Annotated in this window: 20 protein-coding genes; 7 read left to right on the forward strand and 13 right to left on the reverse strand. The window is 42.9% G+C overall.

The genetic code is table 11. The features are described 5' to 3' along the window. Positions 1-24: 24 nt before the first annotated feature. The 3 genes from potC to potA are packed head-to-tail and all read right to left on the reverse strand — an operon-like array spanning position 25 to position 2,751. A complete protein-coding gene (gene potC / locus AB6D07_RS13680) occupies positions 25-795 on the reverse strand; it encodes a spermidine/putrescine ABC transporter permease PotC (protein WP_004733706.1) in 771 nt (256 codons plus the stop codon). After that, on the reverse strand, positions 795-1,652 hold the full coding sequence (gene potB, locus AB6D07_RS13685; RefSeq protein ID WP_012603924.1) for a spermidine/putrescine ABC transporter permease PotB: 858 nt from the start codon (positions 1,650-1,652) through the stop codon (positions 795-797). The genes potC and potB overlap by 1 nt, the downstream gene beginning before the upstream one ends. Continuing rightward, positions 1,636-2,751: a spermidine/putrescine ABC transporter ATP-binding protein PotA gene (gene potA / locus AB6D07_RS13690; RefSeq protein WP_009846720.1), complete on the reverse strand. Its 1,116-nt coding sequence runs from the start codon at positions 2,749-2,751 to the stop codon at positions 1,636-1,638. The genes potB and potA overlap by 17 nt, the downstream gene beginning before the upstream one ends. Positions 2,752-3,080: 329 nt before the next feature. Here potA and AB6D07_RS13695 point away from each other — a divergent pair, with 329 nt between their 5' ends. The 4 genes from AB6D07_RS13695 (at position 3,081) to ttcA (ending at position 6,727) form a co-directional block, all read left to right on the forward strand. Next, the gene (locus AB6D07_RS13695) at positions 3,081-3,929 is read left to right on the forward strand and encodes a membrane protein (protein ID WP_017103167.1); all 849 of its coding nucleotides are present in this window, start codon (positions 3,081-3,083) and stop codon (positions 3,927-3,929) included. Then, a complete protein-coding gene (locus AB6D07_RS13700) occupies positions 3,922-4,770 on the forward strand; it encodes a glucosaminidase domain-containing protein (RefSeq protein WP_029222955.1) in 849 nt (282 codons plus the stop codon). Before AB6D07_RS13695 ends, AB6D07_RS13700 begins: the two co-directional genes overlap by 8 nt. 123 nt (positions 4,771-4,893) lie before the next feature. Then, positions 4,894-5,544: a DUF2987 domain-containing protein gene (locus AB6D07_RS13705; RefSeq protein WP_017103169.1), complete on the forward strand. Its 651-nt coding sequence runs from the start codon at positions 4,894-4,896 to the stop codon at positions 5,542-5,544. Positions 5,545-5,833: 289 nt separating this feature from the next. Next, complete coding sequence (gene ttcA / locus AB6D07_RS13710; protein WP_029222956.1) at positions 5,834-6,727, forward strand: tRNA 2-thiocytidine(32) synthetase TtcA; 894 nt, start codon at positions 5,834-5,836, stop codon at positions 6,725-6,727. Positions 6,728-6,835: 108 nt separating this feature from the next. Here ttcA and uspE read toward each other — a convergent pair whose 3' ends face one another. The 10 genes from uspE to ccoN all read right to left on the reverse strand — a co-directional run bounded on the left by uspE (position 6,836) and on the right by ccoN (position 15,820). Beyond that, positions 6,836-7,786 carry a universal stress protein UspE gene (uspE, locus tag AB6D07_RS13715; protein ID WP_017097864.1) on the reverse strand — a complete coding sequence of 317 codons (951 nt, stop codon included), beginning with the start codon at positions 7,784-7,786 and terminating at the stop codon, positions 6,836-6,838. Between the two features lie 132 nt (positions 7,787-7,918). After that, positions 7,919-8,665, reverse strand: coding sequence for an FNR family transcription factor (locus tag AB6D07_RS13720; protein ID WP_009846714.1), 747 nt, complete (start codon positions 8,663-8,665; stop codon positions 7,919-7,921). Positions 8,666-8,751: 86 nt separating this feature from the next. Further along, entirely contained in the window at positions 8,752-9,426 is a 675-nt protein-coding gene (locus AB6D07_RS13725; protein WP_009846713.1) for a sulfite exporter TauE/SafE family protein, read from the reverse strand. Continuing rightward, a complete protein-coding gene (gene ccoS / locus AB6D07_RS13730) occupies positions 9,416-9,652 on the reverse strand; it encodes a cbb3-type cytochrome oxidase assembly protein CcoS (protein ID WP_009846712.1) in 237 nt (78 codons plus the stop codon). Before ccoS ends, AB6D07_RS13725 begins: the two co-directional genes overlap by 11 nt. Then, on the reverse strand, positions 9,652-12,024 hold the full coding sequence (locus AB6D07_RS13735; protein ID WP_017103171.1) for a heavy metal translocating P-type ATPase metal-binding domain-containing protein: 2,373 nt from the start codon (positions 12,022-12,024) through the stop codon (positions 9,652-9,654). Before AB6D07_RS13735 ends, ccoS begins: the two co-directional genes overlap by 1 nt. A gap of 5 nt (positions 12,025-12,029) precedes the next feature. Then, positions 12,030-12,509 carry a FixH family protein gene (locus tag AB6D07_RS13740; RefSeq protein WP_009846710.1) on the reverse strand — a complete coding sequence of 160 codons (480 nt, stop codon included), beginning with the start codon at positions 12,507-12,509 and terminating at the stop codon, positions 12,030-12,032. Between the two features lie 85 nt (positions 12,510-12,594). After that, complete coding sequence (ccoP, locus tag AB6D07_RS13745; RefSeq protein WP_009846709.1) at positions 12,595-13,569, reverse strand: cytochrome-c oxidase, cbb3-type subunit III; 975 nt, start codon at positions 13,567-13,569, stop codon at positions 12,595-12,597. Next, positions 13,569-13,745, reverse strand: a complete 177-nt coding sequence (locus AB6D07_RS13750; protein WP_009846708.1) for a CcoQ/FixQ family Cbb3-type cytochrome c oxidase assembly chaperone — start codon at positions 13,743-13,745, stop codon at positions 13,569-13,571. Before AB6D07_RS13750 ends, ccoP begins: the two co-directional genes overlap by 1 nt. A 9-nt stretch (positions 13,746-13,754) precedes the next feature. Continuing rightward, entirely contained in the window at positions 13,755-14,375 is a 621-nt protein-coding gene (gene ccoO / locus AB6D07_RS13755; RefSeq protein ID WP_004742292.1) for a cytochrome-c oxidase, cbb3-type subunit II, read from the reverse strand. An 11-nt stretch (positions 14,376-14,386) separates the two neighbouring features. After that, entirely contained in the window at positions 14,387-15,820 is a 1,434-nt protein-coding gene (gene ccoN / locus AB6D07_RS13760) for a cytochrome-c oxidase, cbb3-type subunit I (RefSeq protein ID WP_009846707.1), read from the reverse strand. 252 nt (positions 15,821-16,072) lie between these two features. Between ccoN and AB6D07_RS13765 the strand changes: the two genes are divergently transcribed. The 3 genes from AB6D07_RS13765 (at position 16,073) to AB6D07_RS13775 (ending at position 19,462) form a co-directional block, all read left to right on the forward strand. Next, entirely contained in the window at positions 16,073-16,438 is a 366-nt protein-coding gene (locus tag AB6D07_RS13765; RefSeq protein ID WP_017103172.1) for a hypothetical protein, read from the forward strand. Between the two features lie 115 nt (positions 16,439-16,553). Then, a complete protein-coding gene (locus AB6D07_RS13770) occupies positions 16,554-17,738 on the forward strand; it encodes an FIST signal transduction protein (protein WP_017103173.1) in 1,185 nt (394 codons plus the stop codon). Beyond that, positions 17,738-19,462, forward strand: a complete 1,725-nt coding sequence (locus tag AB6D07_RS13775; protein ID WP_017103174.1) for an ATP-binding protein — start codon at positions 17,738-17,740, stop codon at positions 19,460-19,462. Before AB6D07_RS13770 ends, AB6D07_RS13775 begins: the two co-directional genes overlap by 1 nt. Positions 19,463-19,699 lie beyond the last annotated feature (237 nt).

Below are 19,699 nucleotides of genomic sequence, written 5' to 3' on the forward strand. Positions count from 1 at the left end.
CCGTCTCAGTAAAGAGTAGGAGACTTACTTGATTTTCTCTCTCGCTAACAACTGAGAAATAATCACCAGTATTAACGACACCACTAACATCACTGTTGCTAGGGCGTTGACCTCTGGAGATATACCGACTTTAACCATCGAGTAAATCTTCAGTGGCAAGATTTCGTAAGTTGGACCTGTTACGAAAGAGCTGATGATCACATCGTCCAAAGACAGAGTGAAGCTCAATAACCACCCCGCAGCAACCGCTGGCTTAGCAAGAGGCAGGATGATCTGTTTTAGAATCGTCCACTCACTTGCACCTAAGTCTTTTGCTGCTTCTAGCATCTTCACATCAAAGCCATTCAAGCGACTGTAAACCGTTACCACAACGAACGGTAAACAGAAAGTAATGTGCGCTGCAAGTAGGGTAAAGAACCCAAGTTGCACACCCATAACCAAGAATAGCGCAAGAAGCGAAATCGCCATTACGATATCTGGTGACATCATCACGATGAACAACATGCCATTGACGATGCCTTTACCTTTAAATTGGTAACGGAATAGGGCAACGGCTGTCAGGCTTCCGACGATCGTTGCGGCCGTCGCTGAGAACACCGCTACGTTGATCGAATGCCACGCAGCCTGCATTAGGCTGTCGTTGTTAATCAGTGCGTCATACCACTTGGTGGTAAAACCACCCCATTTCATGCCGAATTTATTGGCATTAAATGAGTTTGCAATCAATACGATAATAGGTAGGTATAGAAAAGCGTATACCAGCGCCATAAAGCTGAACTTAACTGTGCGACCCATTAGTCTAGCTCCACTTTCTTATTCAATAACTTGCCTGCACGGTAGTAGGCATAAAGCATCACAGCCATTGCCACGGTCAGTGCAATACTCGTCGCAGCGCCAAACGGCCAGTCCCGAGCATTAAGTACTTGGCTCTTAATCACGTTACCAATCAGCAGGTTCTTTGCTCCACCTAATAGGTCAGAGATGTAGAACATACCTAATGCAGGTAATAACACCAATAAACAACCGCCGACAATACCTGGCATAGTCAGTGGTAACACGACTTTCAATAGCGTTTGCAGTTTGTTCGCACCTAAATCTTTAGCCGCTTCTAGGTACGTATCGTCCAGTTTTTCAATCGCTGAATACAGCGGCAGAATCATGAATGGAAGTAGGATATACACTAAACCGATCATTACTGCCGTTTCTGAATACATAATACGAAGTGGCTTATCGATAATGTCTAACGCCAACAAGCCTTTGTTCAACACACCTTGAGTACCCAGAACCACTTTCAATCCGTAAGTACGAATCAGTGAGTTAGTCCAAAATGGTACAATCACGAGGAACAACATGATTGGACGCCACTTCGCTGGCATTTTTGCCACGATATAGGCGAACGGGTAACCAATAATTAAACAAAGCAGGGTAGCAACGATTGCCATATAGAAAGAGTGCATCAGCACTTTAAAATACAGCGGATCAGCCAAACGCACATAGTTATCGAGAGTAAAAGTCATCTCAATCAAGTTAGCTTCATCACGAGTTAAGAAACTAGTACCGATGATCATGATGTTTGGAATCATCACGAACAGCACTAACCAACCTGTGATTAAAGCAACAATTGCGTTTTGTAAATTAAACTTCTTGCTCATCTTCTAATACCACTTCCCAGCTCTCAACCCAAGTTACTGCAACTTTTTGGCCCAGTGAGTGATCAACATCAGGGTCATCTTCGTTGAAGAATTCACTAACCATGACACGCATACCCGACTCAAGTTCTACGACTGAATCTAATGTCATGCCTTTATAGGTTCGCTCGACAATGTGACCAACAATACCGCGTTGCTCAGATTCTTTGATTTCTTCGATACGAAGATCTTCAGGGCGAAGCAATACTTGCAGTTTTTGACCCGGTGTTACGTCTTTATCGTGATAGATAATGGACTCTTCACCTTCGATTGTCGCAACAATGCGCTTTTCATCTTGACGAGATTTAGCTGTCGCTTCGAATACGTTAATTTCACCAATGAAACGCGCTACGAATAGGTTCTTAGGCTCTTCGTAGATCTCTCTTGGTGTTCCGTCTTGTTCAATCACGCCATCACGCATAACAATAATGCGGTCGGACATAGAGAGTGCTTCTTCTTGGTCATGCGTTACAAAAATGAACGTGATACCAAGTTGGCGTTGCAGTTGTTTCAGCTCGATTTGCATCTGTTTACGTAGTTTGTAATCAAGAGCAGATAAAGATTCATCCAACAAGAGAACTTTAGGCTTATTAACGACAGCACGAGCGATTGCGATACGTTGCTGTTGGCCGCCAGATAGCTGGTGTGGCTTTCGTTGTGCCATTTGCTCTAAGCGCACCATTTTCAAAGCATCCATTACACGAGGTTCAATCTCGCTGCTTGGAACTTTCTGCATGCGTAAGCCAAATGCCACATTATCGAAAACGGTCATATGCGGGAATAGGGCATAGCTTTGGAAAACAGTGTTTACATGCCTTTGTTCAGCAGGAACTTGGGTTACGTTCTGTCCAGCTAATAGTATTTCACCACTATCCGCCGTTTCAAAACCCGCAATCATTCTTAGCACGGTTGTTTTACCACAACCTGATGGGCCTAAAATCGTGAGAAACTCACCATGATTTACGTTTAAATCCAGATTGCCGATGACTTCCTTACCATCGAAACTTTTACTGATGCCAGTTAGCTGTACTACTGGCTTCCCTACTGATTTTTTAGCGTTCAACGTCTGTTTTTCTCCACCTTGGTTCTATTTGAGACCTGTTGCTATACACCTCTAAGGCGCGCATCATAATCACCAAAAACGTGAATTCAAAGCATTTTTTATCTTTCGAAGACAAAAAAATTCGCAGGTAAAAGTAAACATCCTTTACCATACTGTTATTTGTTGGGTTCACATCCCAACAAGTGTCTAATTATTGACCATTAAGACGTAAAAGCAAGCCTTGTTACAGATTCATATTTTAGTTTGCATCCGACATATGGGTATAATGAAGGTAATTTTTTATCAATAAGTTAGGTGCCTTCGTTTAGTTGGCGCACCTAGGTATCAATATGAACAACGACATCGAAAAAGATTTTAATTTGGGCGGTAGTATCGACCGTGCACTTTCCGGCGATTATGAGCTCAAAGCAACGGCTGTATTCCAAGAAGCTTGGAAACATACGATAAGTCACTTTCTTTCGTTTTCCCCTGCGATTGTTGCGCTGATGTTCGTACAATTGGCTATCTTTTATATCGCACTAAAACTGCAACTTGGTGACCCTGCAGTTATCTTAGATGCGGTAATCGACCCTGAAGCCTTTACACCTCAGATCGTTGAATCGGTTTTCATTGCAAATTTTAGCTATGAAGTCGTCAGTGCACCCATCTATGCCGGCATCTGTTTAATGGCAATGAGCCACGCTGCAGGTCTTCAAACTAAAGTACGCCACATAGGCAAAGGTTTGCAGTTTACGATCCCCGTTATTCTAGTGACTTTGTTCAGCCTAATGCTTCAAGGCATCGCTGGTATGATTCTGCCATTTCTGTCTATCTACTTCTCACTTGCGTTCAGCAACTCAATTCTGCTGATTTGTGATAAAAAAGTTCCGCCGATGCAATCGCTGTTACTTTCTCTAAGAGCAGTAAATAAGAAGATCTTCGTAGTCGCGTCTATATATCTAATGGTTATGCTGATGTTCATCGTTGCTGCGATGATGTACGGCATTGGCTTGATCTTCGTTCTTCCATTCTTCTTCCACGTGAAAGGTATCGTTTACCGTGAGATGTTTGGCATCAAGCTGAAGATAATTGCATCAGACCGCCCAATGAGCGATGACGATAGCGATGGCGGTAACAATAACGGCAACAACAGTAGCCATGGTAACAAGAACAAAAACCCGCAGGTCTTCGATGCGTAATAACGACAAAGGCAGCGCGAGTAAATCTCTTGCGCTCAAAGTAACAACACTAGCAATAGTGGGTTCTATTTCACTGATTGGCCCTTACCTTTACCAAGAAGAAGAACGCCGACGTACGACAGAACAGAGCTCTAATTCAGCAGACCAATTTGATGACTTGACTGTTGCTTCAAGCGCACCAAATTTTGCGACTATTAAGGATGTAAACGAGAAAAAAGATGCGTTTTTTTCGTTCCTACGCCCAAGCATCAAGATTGAAAACAAACGTATCACCAAAGAACGTGCGTTTTTAACTAAGCTCTCTGAATCTGGTTTAGGTAATATTGATTCTGAAGACATTTCTTATGCGAAAAGGTTAGGGAAGTTGTACAGCTTACCGGTACCTAGCACAGGTATAGAGCAGACATGGTTGGCGGAAATGCTTAACCGAGTCAACGTACTGCCAGAGGCGCTGGTACTGACACAGGCTGCTAATGAATCAGCTTGGGGGACATCACGTTTCGCCACCAAAGCAAACAACTATTTCGGACATTGGTGTTACAGCAAAGGTTGTGGCCTTGTTCCGCTACAACGTAACGAAGGCAGCTCGCATGAAGTAGCAACATTTTCTTCAAGCCAAGAATCCGTACACCGTTACTTCATGAACCTTAATCGTAACCGTGCCTATGCAGATTTAAGAGCCATTCGTGCGCAACTGGCAGCAAATGGTAATGATCTGTTAACCAAAGAAACGGCGACCGAATTGACCAATGGCTTGTTAAAATATTCTGAGCGAGGTTCAGACTATGTGACTGATTTACAAGCTATGATCCGTCACAACAAGGTATACTGGGAAAAGTAACTCATTTGGATATCCGTTTGATTGACTTCTTTAGTCAATTTGACACCAAGCAATATCGCAAAAGAGCAGCTCATTGGCTGCTCTTTCTATTTATAAACGCTCAACTTCAACAAGATTATAATAATGAAAAAGACAGCTATCGCTTTATTGGCCACTTTAAGTTTTGGGGTTTCTCTTCCAGCTTCGGCGCAAGAATACATGTTCACGTATTCTAAACTCTATACTCAGCTGAAAAACAACACCAAAGAAGGGCACGATGATGTCAAAGTTGCGGTGTTCTTTGTTGACCAACAAGCACAGAAAACCTGTCACATCAGCAAAGCTTGGATGGAGAAAGAAGAGCACTACGAAGAGCTAAAAGTATCTCCTGCGAATGAGCTGCTTCTACCTGTAGATCAAAACCTGCGCTCAGCAAATCCTCTTATCTTTGTACAAACCCAAGAGCAAGAGTGTGCATATTCGCTCGTTGTAATGACTCAAGAGCCTTTAGCTGGCGATGTTGAAGTTGCACAGCTAGAAAGCCTGTTACCACAGATGCAGGCAATGCTAGAAGACGTCAGCGGCATGTTCTCTAGCTGGTTCACACCTGATATCCAAGGGTTAACGTTGGAGTTCAATGACAAGCTTGAAGGCAACATTGCTCTATCTAACGGTAAACAGATCCCAATTAAAGAAGGCCGTGTTAAATTCACCTTAGAAGAGCTCAATGGAAGTGACAGCATCACTTTACCAGAGCCAACGGTTCGCGTATTACCGTACATTCCCGCGCAATAAGTCTAGCTAAAAGCACTCCCTACGCTTTGAGGAAGTAGTTCTTAAGCAGCCTGGTCTTTTAGAGAAGGCTGCTTTTCTTTGTCTACTATACAAACCTCGAATTTGTTAAGACGCGTTTATCTAACCGTTTAGAGAGCTTAAAGCTCAAAAGAAGCGGAATCTTTCCAATACTCAGCTTGTTAATCCTGCCGTTACTATTTCAACATCAAATAAAAATCCGTATAATCCACGCCCTAAAACAGTCCCACTAGCAATCTACAGTCGGTAATACGACGGTGTGAGAGTCGCAATGAACCAAAACGAAAATAAAAAAGAAACACTTGAATTCAACAAGCTTCAGAAACGTCTGAGACGAAATGTTGGAAATGCCATCGTTGACTACAACATGATCGAAGAGAATGACGTAGTAATGGCATGCATTAGTGGCGGTAAAGATTCATTTGCGATGCTAGATATTTTGCTACGTTTACGTGAAGCTGCACCTATCAAATTCGATGTTGTTGCCGTAAACCTAGACCAAAAACAACCTGGCTTTCCTGAGCATATTCTTCCTGAGTACTTCGAAACTCTGAACATTCCTTACTACATCGTAGATAAAGATACGTACTCCGTAGTTAAAGAGAAAGTGCCAGAGGGTAAAACAACCTGTGGTCTATGTTCTCGTCTTCGTCGTGGTACTTTGTACTCGTTTGCAGAGAAAATTGGGGCGACTAAGATTGCTCTTGGCCACCACCTAGACGATATTGTTGAGACGATGTTCCTGAACATGTTCCACGGTGCACGCTTGAAAGCAATGCCGCCAAAATTGCGTTCTGATGATGGCCGTAACGTTGTTATTCGTCCACTGACTTATTGTCGTGAAACGGACTTAATCCAATACGCAGAGCACCTAGATTTCCCAATCATTCCTTGTAACCTGTGTGGCTCTCAAGAGAACCTACAGCGTCAGAACATTAAAGCGATGTTGATTGATTGGGATAAGCAAACGCCAGGTCGTGTTGAGAAGATTTTCAAGTCAATTCAGAACGTAAGTCCAAGCCAACTGGCTGACCGAGAATTGTTTGATTTCGTAAACCTTCCACTAGACCGTAGTGAAGATCGCAAGGCCTACGAATTCGAAGAAGCTGAAATTTCCTCTTCAAATATTGATGAGTCAATGTTCATCGACGTGACTAACGTATAACGAGATATTCACGATTCTGTATTTGGAATGGCGGAAGCTCTAGATAATAAAAAACGCCTCAAGCAGTGCTTGAGGCGTTTTTTATGATTTTAAATCAGCTATAGGGTATTAACCTATAGATAAATTAGGATCAAGTGGACTGACGTAACCCGACGGTTTAAGAGCCAGTACATCGCAGTTAATCTTGTCGATTACATGTTCCGCAGTATTACCAATAAACACGGCAGACAATCCAGTACGGCCGGTTGTACCAAGAATCACCATAGCAGCGTTGTTTTCAGACGCGACACGAGGAATAACATCTTCTGGCAAGCCTTGCTCAACAACAGTTTGCTCTTCACTCATACCGTGCTTCTGGCGCAACGCTTTCATCGCTGTTAAGTGATGGCCACGAACCGCGTCAGTATAAGAGGTTGGGTCAAACTCTGGCAGCTCGATTGTGATATTAGCAGGTGTCACCGGGTAGGCGTTTACCAATAGCGGCTCAGCATCTAAACGACCTGTGATTTCAAGTAATCTGTCGACCATCGTATCATTGAGCTCTAAGTGAGCTTCTGTTTCAGAGCCAACATGAACGGAAGCGTAGATCTTCGCGTGTTCTGGCCAGAAATCATTTTTAACCAACAACACTGGGCTAGGGCATTTTCTTAATAGGTGCCAGTCGGTTGGAGTAAAGATGACTGATTCTAAGGTATCGTGCTTACGTGTGCCTTTGATCAAAATGTCATGCTCACCACTGTAAACCTCAGCAATGATCGCTTCATACGGGCGATTATGCCAAACCACTTGAACGTTAAATTCAATGGAATCATCAAGGTAAGGAGCCGCCACTTTATTCATCCAAATTTCACGTTGATGAATTACACCTTTACGCATTGCGTCTCTTTCATCGACAGAGAGCATAGATGTCATATCATACGAGAAATCGTAGATCGATAAAAAGAAAGTGATGTGGCTTGTTGATGTGCTTTTCTTGGCAAGTTGGATAGCACGAACTAGAGCAGGTTGCTCATCGTGATTAATGTCTGCGACAACTAAAATTTTGTTATAGATACTCATAACTAAGCCTACTTTTCAGACCGAACATATAAATAATGTAGCGTAGTTATGGAGAGAATAAGAGAAATATAAGAGGTTTTAAGAGAGAAACATGATGTAGCTCATTATTGAACTACATCATTGATATCTAGACTATTCTTTTGAAACGCCAGCAAGTTCCATCAACGCATCGTGATCTTCGATAGTGATATATTTGCCTTTAACGCTCAAGATGTCTGCTTTTTGGAAGCGACCTAAAAGACGGCTAATTGTTTCAACAGTCAAACCAAGGTAGTTACCAATATCGCCACGAGTCATCGTTAGGCGAAACTCACGTGGGCTGAAGCCACGTTGAGAGAAACGAGTAGAAAGGTTGTAAAGGAATGCAGCAAGACGCTCTTCCGCGTTCTTCTTAGAAAGAAGCAGAATCATTTCTTGGTCACCTTTAATCTCATTACTCATCAGACGCATAATTTGCTGACGCAATTTAGGCATTTTTCCTGATAGGTCGTCTAGAATTTCGTATGGAATTTCACATACCATAGAAGTTTCTAACGCTTGTGCGAAACTAGGGTGCATGTCACCAGTAATCGCATCGAAGCCAACAAGATCGCCCGCTAGATGGAATGCAGTAATTTGCTCATCACCTTGCTCGGTAATCGTGTAGCTCTTGATCGTTCCAGAGCGAATAGCGTATAGAGATTTAAGCTCGTCACCGGCTTTAAATAACTCTTGGCCTTTTTGAATAGGCTTTTTTCTCTCAATGATCTGATCAAGTTGATCGAGTTCAGATTCATTCAAAGTAAACGGAATACAGAGCTGGCTAATACTACAATCCTGGCAATGGATCGCACAGCCACCAGACTGAACACGTTTCGTCACAGGCTTTTCAGAAATCATAACAATCTTTCACTATTTGATATACGTCAATATTTTAGCATTCCTTAATCCTAAAGGGTAGTAAAAAAACCGGATTAAAGACGCCGCTATACGGTATAAATAATAAGCTGTAGCGCCATATAACCGGTATAGAAGCCGTAAATGAGGATTAAAATTGCACCAAACTGACGAAATAAGTCAGCTTGTTGCAGTTTTTTGAGGAAATTTGCCCCCATTCCAACCGTGAGCATCGCAGGGAGGGTTCCTAAACCGAAAGCAAGCATGATACCCGCTCCGTTATACCAACTTCCTGATACGGCCGCCCATGTAAGCATAGAATAAACAAGGCCACATGGTAACCACCCCCAAATGAAACCAAATGGTAGAGCGTGACTAGGATGCTTCAATGGTAGAAATGATTTACCGACAGGAGAGATATAGCGCCATAGTTTTTGTCCGACTTTTTCAAAAAACAACAAGCCGAACCACCATTTGCCAATATACAAACCTAAGACGATCATAAAGCCAGCAGCAAATAATCGCAGCCAACCTAGCAGAGCGTTAAAATCGCTTAGCTGACCTATAGAAGAAATTGCACCGCCAATCACACCGCCAATCACGGCATAGCTTAGCAAGCGTCCTAGGTTATAAAGCAGGGGAATGACAGGGGAAGGTTTACTGTTTCCAATTGAAAGAAGCGACGCAATGCCACCACACATTCCCATGCAGTGACCTGCGCCGATCAACCCAACAACAAAGGCTCCGATCCAATCAGGCGTCATCGTTCTTTTTGTCTAAGTTAGTTTGGCTTTCTACGTTAGCTTTCTCGTTCTTAACAGGTTTACTATCAGAATGGTGAAGAGCATTAGTGTCTTCATCAAACAGAATGTTGTGGCCTTGACGCTCAAGGTCTTCAAACTGCTCACTCTTAACTGCCCACAGAAATATACCGACAGCGATGCACACAAGTACGATCGCAATTGGAATAAGTATGTATAAACTTTCCATTATTTACCTTGCTCTTTTAAAAGCCTTAACGAGTTAGACACAACAATAATAGAGCTAGCAGACATGCCAACAACGGCAATGTATGGAGCAACCAAACCCGCTACGGCCAATGGAAGAATAAGTAAGTTATACCCCAACGACCACGCTAAGTTTTCACGGATTATCTTACGCGTTTTAAGCGCTAATGTTCGTGATTTAAGTAATCTATCGAGTTTGTCACCCAATAACACCATATCCGCTGAGGCTTTCGCCACGTCGGTACCGCCGCCCATAGCAACCGAAAGGTGTGCACCTGCAAGAATAGGCGCATCGTTAATACCGTCACCAACCATCATGGTGATGTCACTAGCGTCTCTAGAGTTTAAATAAGCCAGTTTATCTTCCGGCTTCGCGTTAGCAACAATGTCAGTAATGCCGATCTCTTCAGCAACAGGTTTCGCGTTAATCAAAGAATCGCCAGTCAGCAGCGTGGTTTTGATTCCCGCTTCTTTGAATTGCTTAATGAACTCAATACTTTCTTTACGAATCGGGTCTTCATAAGTGAATGTTGCGGTATGTCGACCAGACATCGACAAGTAAATACCATTGCTTTCCGATGTTTGTGCATCACCAAGAATGAATTCACTGCTGCCGATAGCGACTTCTTGTCCATTCCACTCACCAGTGATACCAGAGCCAATTACGTTATTGACAGACTCTACTTCGATATCATCAGAAAGATGAGTCTTGAACGCTTTCGCGATAGGGTGGTTAGCATGTTGCTCTAGGCTCGCCGCTACTTTCAAACAGGTGTCTTTATCAAGTTCTGCGAAGGTTTCAACTTGGCTGATACGAATATCACCCTCGGTCAACGTGCCTGTTTTATCTATGATCAAGTGATTCACTTTGCACAAAGTTTCAAACACATGGCCTTTGCGCAGCAAGATACCGAAATTACCCATACGAGAAGTTGAGCAGGTGATGGCTGTCGGTGTTGCAAGCGATAGAGCACAAGGACATGTCGCAACAAGTACCGAGAGCATAATCCAGAAAGCATCTTCTGGACGTGTTTGGTGCCAGTAAAACCAAGTGCCGAACGAGATAACCAGAATCACAGCAACAAAGTATCGAGCAACCACATCGGCAATCTCAGCGATGCGAGGCTTAGACAGCTGCGCTTCATCCTGAAGGCGAACGATATTGGAAATCACGGAATCAGCTTTAGACGTCATCACTTCCAATTCAAACGATTCATCACCATTCAATGTACCAGCAAATACGGTATCGCCTTCATTCTTAACCACATGAATCGATTCGCCAGTCAGCATCGATTCATCAATATGAACTCTACCAGACAGTACTTTACCATCCGCAGGGATATGCTCACCGGGTAGAACCCGAATCTGGTCGCCGACTTTCAATGTTTTAACTGGAACTTGTTCACCGTCTAATGTTGTCGCCATAGCTGGAACTAGCTTAAGCAGGTTACCACTAGCTGCTGCCGCTTTACGACGCGCGCGCATCTCAAGGAAACGACCAAGCAACAAGAAGAAGGTGAACATCGAGATAGATTCAAAGAACACTTCGCCTTGCTCTGTCACCGTTGCCACTAAACTCGCAACATAGGCAAACAATAGAGCGATCGACACAGGAACATCCATGCCCAAGGTTCGGCCTTTAATACTACGCCAAGCGTTAATATAGAACGGTAATGCTGAGTAGAGCAGTACAGGCGTTGCGAAGATCAAGCTCACCCAACGAAAGTAGCTTTTGAATTCCGGCTCAAGGCTGCCAAAAACTTCGAGATAAAGCGCCACCGCTAGCATCATAACTTGCATAGTCGCTAAACCCGCGACACCAAGACGATAAAGGTAGTTTTTCATCGAACGATGATAAGCGGCTTCTTGTTGGTCAGCCTCGAATGGTGCAGCTTTGTAGCCCAACCTATGAATCGCGGATAGCAACTCGCTTAGTTTAGCCTGAGTGTTGTCCCAACTAAGCAAAGCGCGGTTGGTCGTGGTATTAACACGAATACTCACAACGCCAAGCTTTGAAGAAACTTGCTTCTCAATAAGCCAAGCACAAGCCGCACAAGAGACACCATCTAGTGACAATGTCACCTCAGAGACGTTTTCGGAGTTACGGACGAACTCCAATTGAACATCTTCATTGTCATAGTGACTGAGAGCCAGAAGTTGCTCTGGCACCAGATCGGCTTTTTCAGCCGGAGCAGTACGGTATTGGTAATAAGAGACCAAACCGCTATCTATGATTGTCTGGGCTACGGTTTCGCAACCCGGACAACACATCGGACGAACCGATCCTAAAATTTCTACTTTAAAATCCGTTTCCGCTGGTACATCTTCACCGCAGTGATAACAGGATTCACACATAAGCTTTAATTCGTTAGTTGAGTAGGAGTATCAATAGGGAAGTTCATGCGACCTTGCACTAACCATTCAGAATCATGCGGAGAAAGCTCAATAAACCATGGTCCTTGCATTTCGTGATCCAAAGTCATGGTGTAGTTGCCTTTCGCATCCGCTGTCAGTAGTTGAGTAAAATCGCGGTCAGGCAGTGTTCTGTGAACAAACATTGCGTTAATCGCAGGGAAGTGATCGAGTTTACCTTTCTCAAGAGTAATGATAACTGAGTTACCTTTCTCGTTAACTGAAGCTGAAAGGCCGAGTTCCTTTGCAATATTTACTTTTGAAATGTCGACATTAATGCCTTTTCCTTTTTTATAGTAATCCTCAGTCACTAGGTCTACAGAGTTCTGTGTGAACACAATAACCGTCATGATGGTCCAAATAACTACTGTCGCTGGCAACGCGATTAAGAACCACGGCCAAAACTGTTTATACCAAGGCTTTACCATAAAAAAGATCTCAAAAAAGAATAAAAAGAAGGGGTTATAAAATAAAGGAAAGACAGCCTCTTAGAAAGAGGCTGTTATTGAAATGTTACTTATTATCCGAGTTGCTTAAGCTCCACACGTATGATGAAATCAGTTGTACTTTATCCTCGCCTAGAATGTCTTTCCAAGCAGGCATCACGCCAGAGCGTCCGTACATTACTGTTTCCGTCACAGCAGCGCGAGAGTCGCCAAACAACCAGTCGCGGTCGGTCAGGTCAGGTGCACCTACAGCAGGGTTACCCTTACCATCTGTACCGTGACATGCAGCACATACAACAAAGCGTGCTTTACCAGCTTCAGCTTCACGAGCATTCACACTACGTCCAGAAAGGCTAAGCGTGTAGCTAACCACTTCTTTAACGCCTTGCTCACCAAGTGCATCTTTCCAGCCAGGCATTTGGCCAACACGACCATGCATGATTGTTGTCACGATAGCTTGTGGTTCACCACCATATAGCCATGCGTCATCAGTTAGGTTAGGAAAACCTTTTTGACCACGAGCATCAGAGCCGTGACACTGAGAACAGTTTTGCAAGAATAAACGTTGGCCCACTTTAATTGCGTCAGCATCTGATGCAATGTCAGGGACAGAACGTAAACCATTTTCGTCGTGAGCTAGCTTTTTGAATGCTTCACCAAAATAGGTGTTGGCGTCATCAAGCTCTTTCGCGTACTCGTCTAACTGCTTGTTCGCTTGAGCCGCAGCAATCGAAGAGCGAGACTCTTCAATACTACGAACTTCTTGGTTTGAACTTGTCCACCCTAGTAGACCTTTAAAATTGCCAAGGCCAGGGTAAAGAGCAAGGTAAACCGCTGCAAACACAATCGTACTGATGAAAAGGTATGTCCACCATTTTGGTAGTGGGTTATTAAGCTCACGAATACCATCGTATTCATGGCCCATATCATGACCTTCTTCTACGCCAGTTCGATCTTTAAAACACCAACGAAGCAAGACAGCACAACCAATTAGGGTACCAATCGTAATCGCACTAACCCAGATACTCCAGAATGTACTCATTACTTTGTCACTCCTTGATTTTTAGAACTTGTTGCCGGCTCGTCGTCTGCAAACACTAGGTTCGCATCTTCGTCGAAACGTGATTTACGATTCTTGCCGTATGCCCACCAAACGATGCCGATGAAGCAAGCAAAAACAGTAACAGTCCAAACACTTTGAAATGTAATAATGTCCATAATTATTCCTTATTTCATTGCGTGGCCAAGCGATTGAAGGTAAGCGATGATTGCATCCATCTCTGTTTTTCCTTCAACATCTTGTTTAGCGTTAGCAATTTGTTCGTCTGTGTAAGGAACACCAAATTGATTACGGAAGAGTTCAAGCTTCTGTTGAGTCAATTTGCCATCAAGTACATTCTCAGCAAGCCATGGGAAACCAGGCATGTTTGATTCAGGAACAAGTTCACGAGGGTCGATAAGATGAACACGGTGCCACTCATCAGAGTAACGATCACCAACACGCGCTAGATCTGGACCAGTACGCTTAGAACCCCATAGGAATGGGTGCTCCCAAACGCTTTCGCCCGCTACAGAGTAGTGACCGTAACGTTCAGTTTCAGAGCGGAAAGGACGAATCATTTGGCTGTGACATACGTTACAACCTTCGCGGATATAAATATCACGACCTTCCATTTCCAGAGCAGAGTAAACGCGTAGATTTTCTACAGGTTCAGTCGTCTGCTTTTGGAAAATAAGAGGGGTAATTTCTACTAAAGCACCAAAACTGATAGCAATAACGATCAAGATCGCCAGTAGGCCAACGTTCTTCTCTACCAACTCATGTCGATTATTTGAATTTGAGCTCATTCTAAATCTCCTTAAGCCGGTTGAGGGATAGCTTTAAGGCTATCTTTAGGTGCAGAAACAGTTTTGTACGTGTTGTATGCCATTAAGAACATACCAGATAGGAAGATGAAGCCCCCTAAGAAACGTACAAAGTAGAACGGGTAAGATGCTTCTACAGATTCAACGAAGCTGTAAGTTAATGTACCGTCAGAGTTAACTGCACGCCACATCAGACCTTGCATCACACCAGAGATCCACATTGCAACAATGTAGAAAACCGTACCAATCGTTGCTAACCAGAAGTGAACATTGATTAGAGATACAGAGTACATACGCTCTTGACCAAATAGTTTAGGAACTAAGTGATAAACCGAACCGATAGAAACCATTGCAACCCAACCTAACGCACCAGAGTGAACGTGACCGATAGTCCAGTCCGTGTAGTGAGATAGTGCGTTAACCGTTTTGATTGCCATCATAGGGCCTTCGAAAGTCGACATGCCGTAGAATGATAGAGAAACGATTAGGAAACGTAGGATAGGGTCGTAACGTAGCTTATGCCACGCACCAGATAGAGTCATAATACCGTTGATCATGCCACCCCAAGATGGAGCAAACAGAACCAAAGACATAACCATACCTAGAGACTGAGTCCAGTCTGGAAGTGCTGTGTAGTGTAGGTGGTGAGGACCAGCCCAAATATACAGAGACACAAGAGCCCAGAAGTGAACAATCGACAAACGGTAAGAGTAAACAGGGCGACCAGCTTGTTTAGGAACGAAGTAATACATCATACCTAGGAAACCAGCTGTCAATAGGAAGCCTACCGCATTGTGTCCGTACCACCATTGCACCATTGCATCGATCGCTCCGGAATAAATCGAGTACGATTTAAACGCAGATACAGGAACAGCCAGGCTGTTAACGATGTGCAACACGGCAACCGTGATGATGAAGGCTCCGAAGAACCAGTTAGCTACATAAATGTGCGATGTCTTACGCTTAATCATGGTTCCGAAGAACACGACCGCATAAGCTACCCACACAAGAGTAATAGCAATATCGATTGGCCATTCAAGTTCTGCGTATTCTTTACCAGAGGTTAAACCTAACGGTAAAGTAATTGCAGCGGACAGGATAATCGCTTGCCAACCCCAAAAGGTAAAGGCTACGAGAGGGCCACCAAAGAGACGCGTCTGACAGGTACGTTGCACAACATAATATGATGTTGCAAACAGCGCACTTGTACCGAACGCAAAAATAACCGCATTAGTATGCAGGGGACGTAAACGACTGTACGTCAGCCACGGCGTATCAAAGTTTAGCTGTGGCCAAACTAATTGAGCGGCAATCAAAACACCAACGCCCATACCGACAATACCCCACAAAATTGTAACGAGGGTAAATTGACGGACGACCGTATAGTTGTAGTTTTGTTCAAGCTGCTTTTCTTGGCTCATTTGCATGCTTCCAATTTCTTATTTACTACACTTTACTTCCAACACGACTCACGTCGTAATGCCACCCAAATTAGAAAAGGAAATTCAGCCTATTCAGAGCTTTATTTCCACTTGCTGATTTTAAAAAAAAGTGGCATTTTCAACGCGACACTATACTTGAATTAACAAATCAATGACAGAGTAGTAACCTTACGCTTGGTCTGGAATTGGATTTTTATTTAAAAACTTTGAACTTTGTAACAAGGAGTAAAGATTATAATGGCGGCACAAAAGCTAACAAAGGGCAGGCTTGTTCAAATTATCGTCATGTTGGTTATTTTAATAGCTGCATTTACTTGGAGAACAGTGACATACGACAATGACGAAACAGTAAACTGTATAATTTCTAAACCTTGCCAAATTACTATTGATAAACATAATGTTTTAATTTCGGGTGATAACCTAGGGTATTCGATCGAAACATCTAAAACTGGTAAATTTATCATTAACTATAATGAGAGCGGAACTCTAGAAGAAAAAGGGGCATCAATTTGGCTGTTACGAACGAACGCTCAGAACTCCTCAATAACGGTTACATTTCCACAACAGATAGCCATACTTTCTGTAAACCTTTCTAAGGAATAACACAGTAACAAGATAGTCTCGCCTCAATTCTTTTGATAGAAATATGTACTAAGTCAGTGAAATAGATTGTATAAAAGTGTTATAAAGAGAGCATTAATAAAATCTTCCGAGATCTATGAAATTTCGATCAAAAGTCTCTTATTCCCTAGACGATAAAATCGCAGTAGATGAACTGCTCAGTGGGGTGGCAAACCCTGACGATATTGCCTGTCTTATCTGCTACTGCACCGAAGAGTACTCCACACTTGCTGTGCAGAGATATTTGGTAGATGCGCTCCCGAATACACCAATACATGGCTGCACCACTTGTCACGGTATTATGACCGAAACAGGATTCCATTCAGGCCCTGTGATTGGGATACTCATCATCTATGATTCCGGGATCAATGCCTACGGTACCGGCATCAGTCACTTTGGCGATTCCATAGACCGTAGTACATTCAGCGCCATCGATAAAGCATTAAAGAACGCCAACCGAGAAGGTGAAATACCCGATCTTATCTTGCTCCATTCCACCCCAGGAAATGAAGAGAAGGTGATGGCGGCCATCGATAACAAATTTGGCACAGAGGTGCCGATTATTGGTGGAAGCGCAGCAGACAATCAAGTGTCTGGAAATTGGAGTATCTTTACCGAAGAAGCTCTTGCTATTAATGGCGTCTCTTTAACGGTGTTTTTTGCGTCACAATCCATCTATTCATCTTTTAGCGCCGGTCATACACCCACTCAGTATTCAGGCACCGTCACCAAAGTAAGAAATCGAATATTGTTAGAGATCGACCATAGGCCTGCGACCACCGTTTATAATGAATGGACTAATTTTCATTTAGGTGGCAGTGATGATGGGTATATTTTTGAAAAGTCGACAGTTTATCCATTAGGCCGAAAGGTCGGCTCTTCTTACGACTACCCATATTTCAAGTTATCGCATTCGATCAGAGAAACTGAGTGTAACGGTATCGAGTTGTTCACTGATATCAATGAAGGTGACACCATCTATTTGATGCAAGGCTCTAAGCAACAACTTATAAGTCGTGCCGCTAACATCATTCATTCGTCTTACTATAATGATATGGATCTTGAAGAAAAATTAGGGGCGATCAACATATTCTGTGCAGGACCAATGCTGCACCTAAAACAAGATATGGATGAGGTTTGTGACCAAATCAATCACGCACTTGGTGGGCTTCCATACATATGTCCATTTACGTTTGGTGAGCAAGGCAGACTCTCTGGTGGTGAAAATGCGCACGGAAATTTGATGGTATCGTCTGCAACGTTTTATAGGCTGAAAAAGTAATGGATACTGAAGACCAAGAAGCGCTGCAAGAAGCTCGTATTGAACTGCAAAAACTAAAGGTCCGTGAACGTAAATTAGCTGAAGAGAATAGGGTGATCCTATCGACTATCTCTGCGATCAGTAAGGCGAGTAACATATCTGAAATATTTTCTAGTCTCGAATTCGCACTCAAAAAATACATAAAGTTTGATGATTTTATTGTGGTATCAAGAGTAGGGAATGAAGGTAGTTTCAAAACCCTGTTAACCAATAACAAAGTATTCGAACAAATGAATTGGACAGATTGTGGCAAGCTATCGCGAGTCATTAATGGAGAATGTGCCATTCTTTTTGAACCCAAATCTCTGGGTGAATTCAGCACTTTGCATCCCATTATCCTAGACCAAATTAACTCTGTACTGATTACTGGTATTGATAGCGGGCTAACACAATCCGTTATCATCTTTATCCATTCCAATACCAAACACTTTAGTATTGAAACCAAAGCCACTCTAAACCGATTTCGACCACTGATTGAGCGTGCTGTTTTCGATATTGAAAACAAAGAAAAACTTGAAGCGACAGTCCGAGAACGTACAGCAGAACTCGTAGCAGCAAGAAAAGACGCAGAAAGAGCCAACAAAGCCAAATCTGAATTCTTAGCAATGATGAGTCATGAGTTAAGAACGCCGCTAAACGCTACCATAGGCTTAATCGACACGCTAAAGTCCACGCCGCTGAATGATGAACAACAGTCTATATTGTTAAATATGAGTACATCATCTGAACTCCTATTGGCGATCATCAGTGATGTATTGGATTTTTCAAAGATTGAGTCTGGATGCTTCTCGTTGGCTCCTCAATGGAGCAATGCAAGAGACACTGTAACTTTTGTTTTATCTGAACAAAAGAAGATAGCAGACGATAAAGGGTTGTCATTAACTCTAACTAGCGACATTCCAGAAGGTGAACTACATTACATCGACCCAAGTCGCTTAGCACAGATCCTTTTTAATCTCATTGGTAACGCAATAAAGTTCACTGAACACGGGCATGTACATGTTTCTATTACATACCAGCACAGTTCATTCCGTATTAGCGTAGAAGACACCGGAATTGGCATCAGCTCACAGCAACTTTCGTCGTTATTCAGTCCATTCGTGCAAGCCGATAGCACAATCACACGTAGGTTTGGTGGCACCGGCTTAGGTTTAGCAATAACAAAACGACTAGTAGAACTGATGCGCGGGCGTATATCGGTCGAGAGTGAGCCAGGAAAAGGCTCGAAATTTGAAGTGCAGTTACCAGTCCTAACGAGAGTGACGAACAATCAAGATCATGCTGCAGAAGATAAATACTCGCAAGTTCCAAGAACCCGTTATTCAGTGTTAGTTGTTGAAGACAACCCAACCAATCAGATGGTGATTCAATTGATCCTTGCGCGGCAAGGCCACGAAGTTTTCATCGCAAGCAACGGTGAAGAAGCCATTGGCTTTGTAGAAAGAGGTAATGATCCGATAGACATTATCTTGATGGATGTGTCGATGCCAGTCATGGACGGAATAACCACAACCAAATACATGAGAGACGCAAACATCAAAACACCAATCGTCGCGCTAACGGCACACACATCAGTAGAAGATAAATTTTCTTGTTTAGATGTCGGTATGAATGATTTCATTACCAAACCTGTAAGAACCAAAGAGATCATTGAAGCAATTGATAGGTTAATGCTTGAAGTCTAATAAACGTATTCTTAATCGAAGATTAGGAAATATGTTTATTAGGTATTTTATGGTAAATAGACTTACTGTTAAATAGAACGTCAGTTTGGTAGTCAAACAAGAGGCAGGGCATCACACAAAGATACCTGCCTTATAAACATCGAAACCAATTTAACATAATATACATAATACGCACTGAATCGTGTAGGCGCAAAGTTGTAATGTCACTTTTTAGCAAAGTTAAAATGTCTCTTTTTT

The sequence above is a fragment of the Vibrio sp. 10N.239.312.C11 genome (assembly GCF_041466065.1).
Classification (GTDB): domain Bacteria; phylum Pseudomonadota; class Gammaproteobacteria; order Enterobacterales; family Vibrionaceae; genus Vibrio; species Vibrio tasmaniensis_A.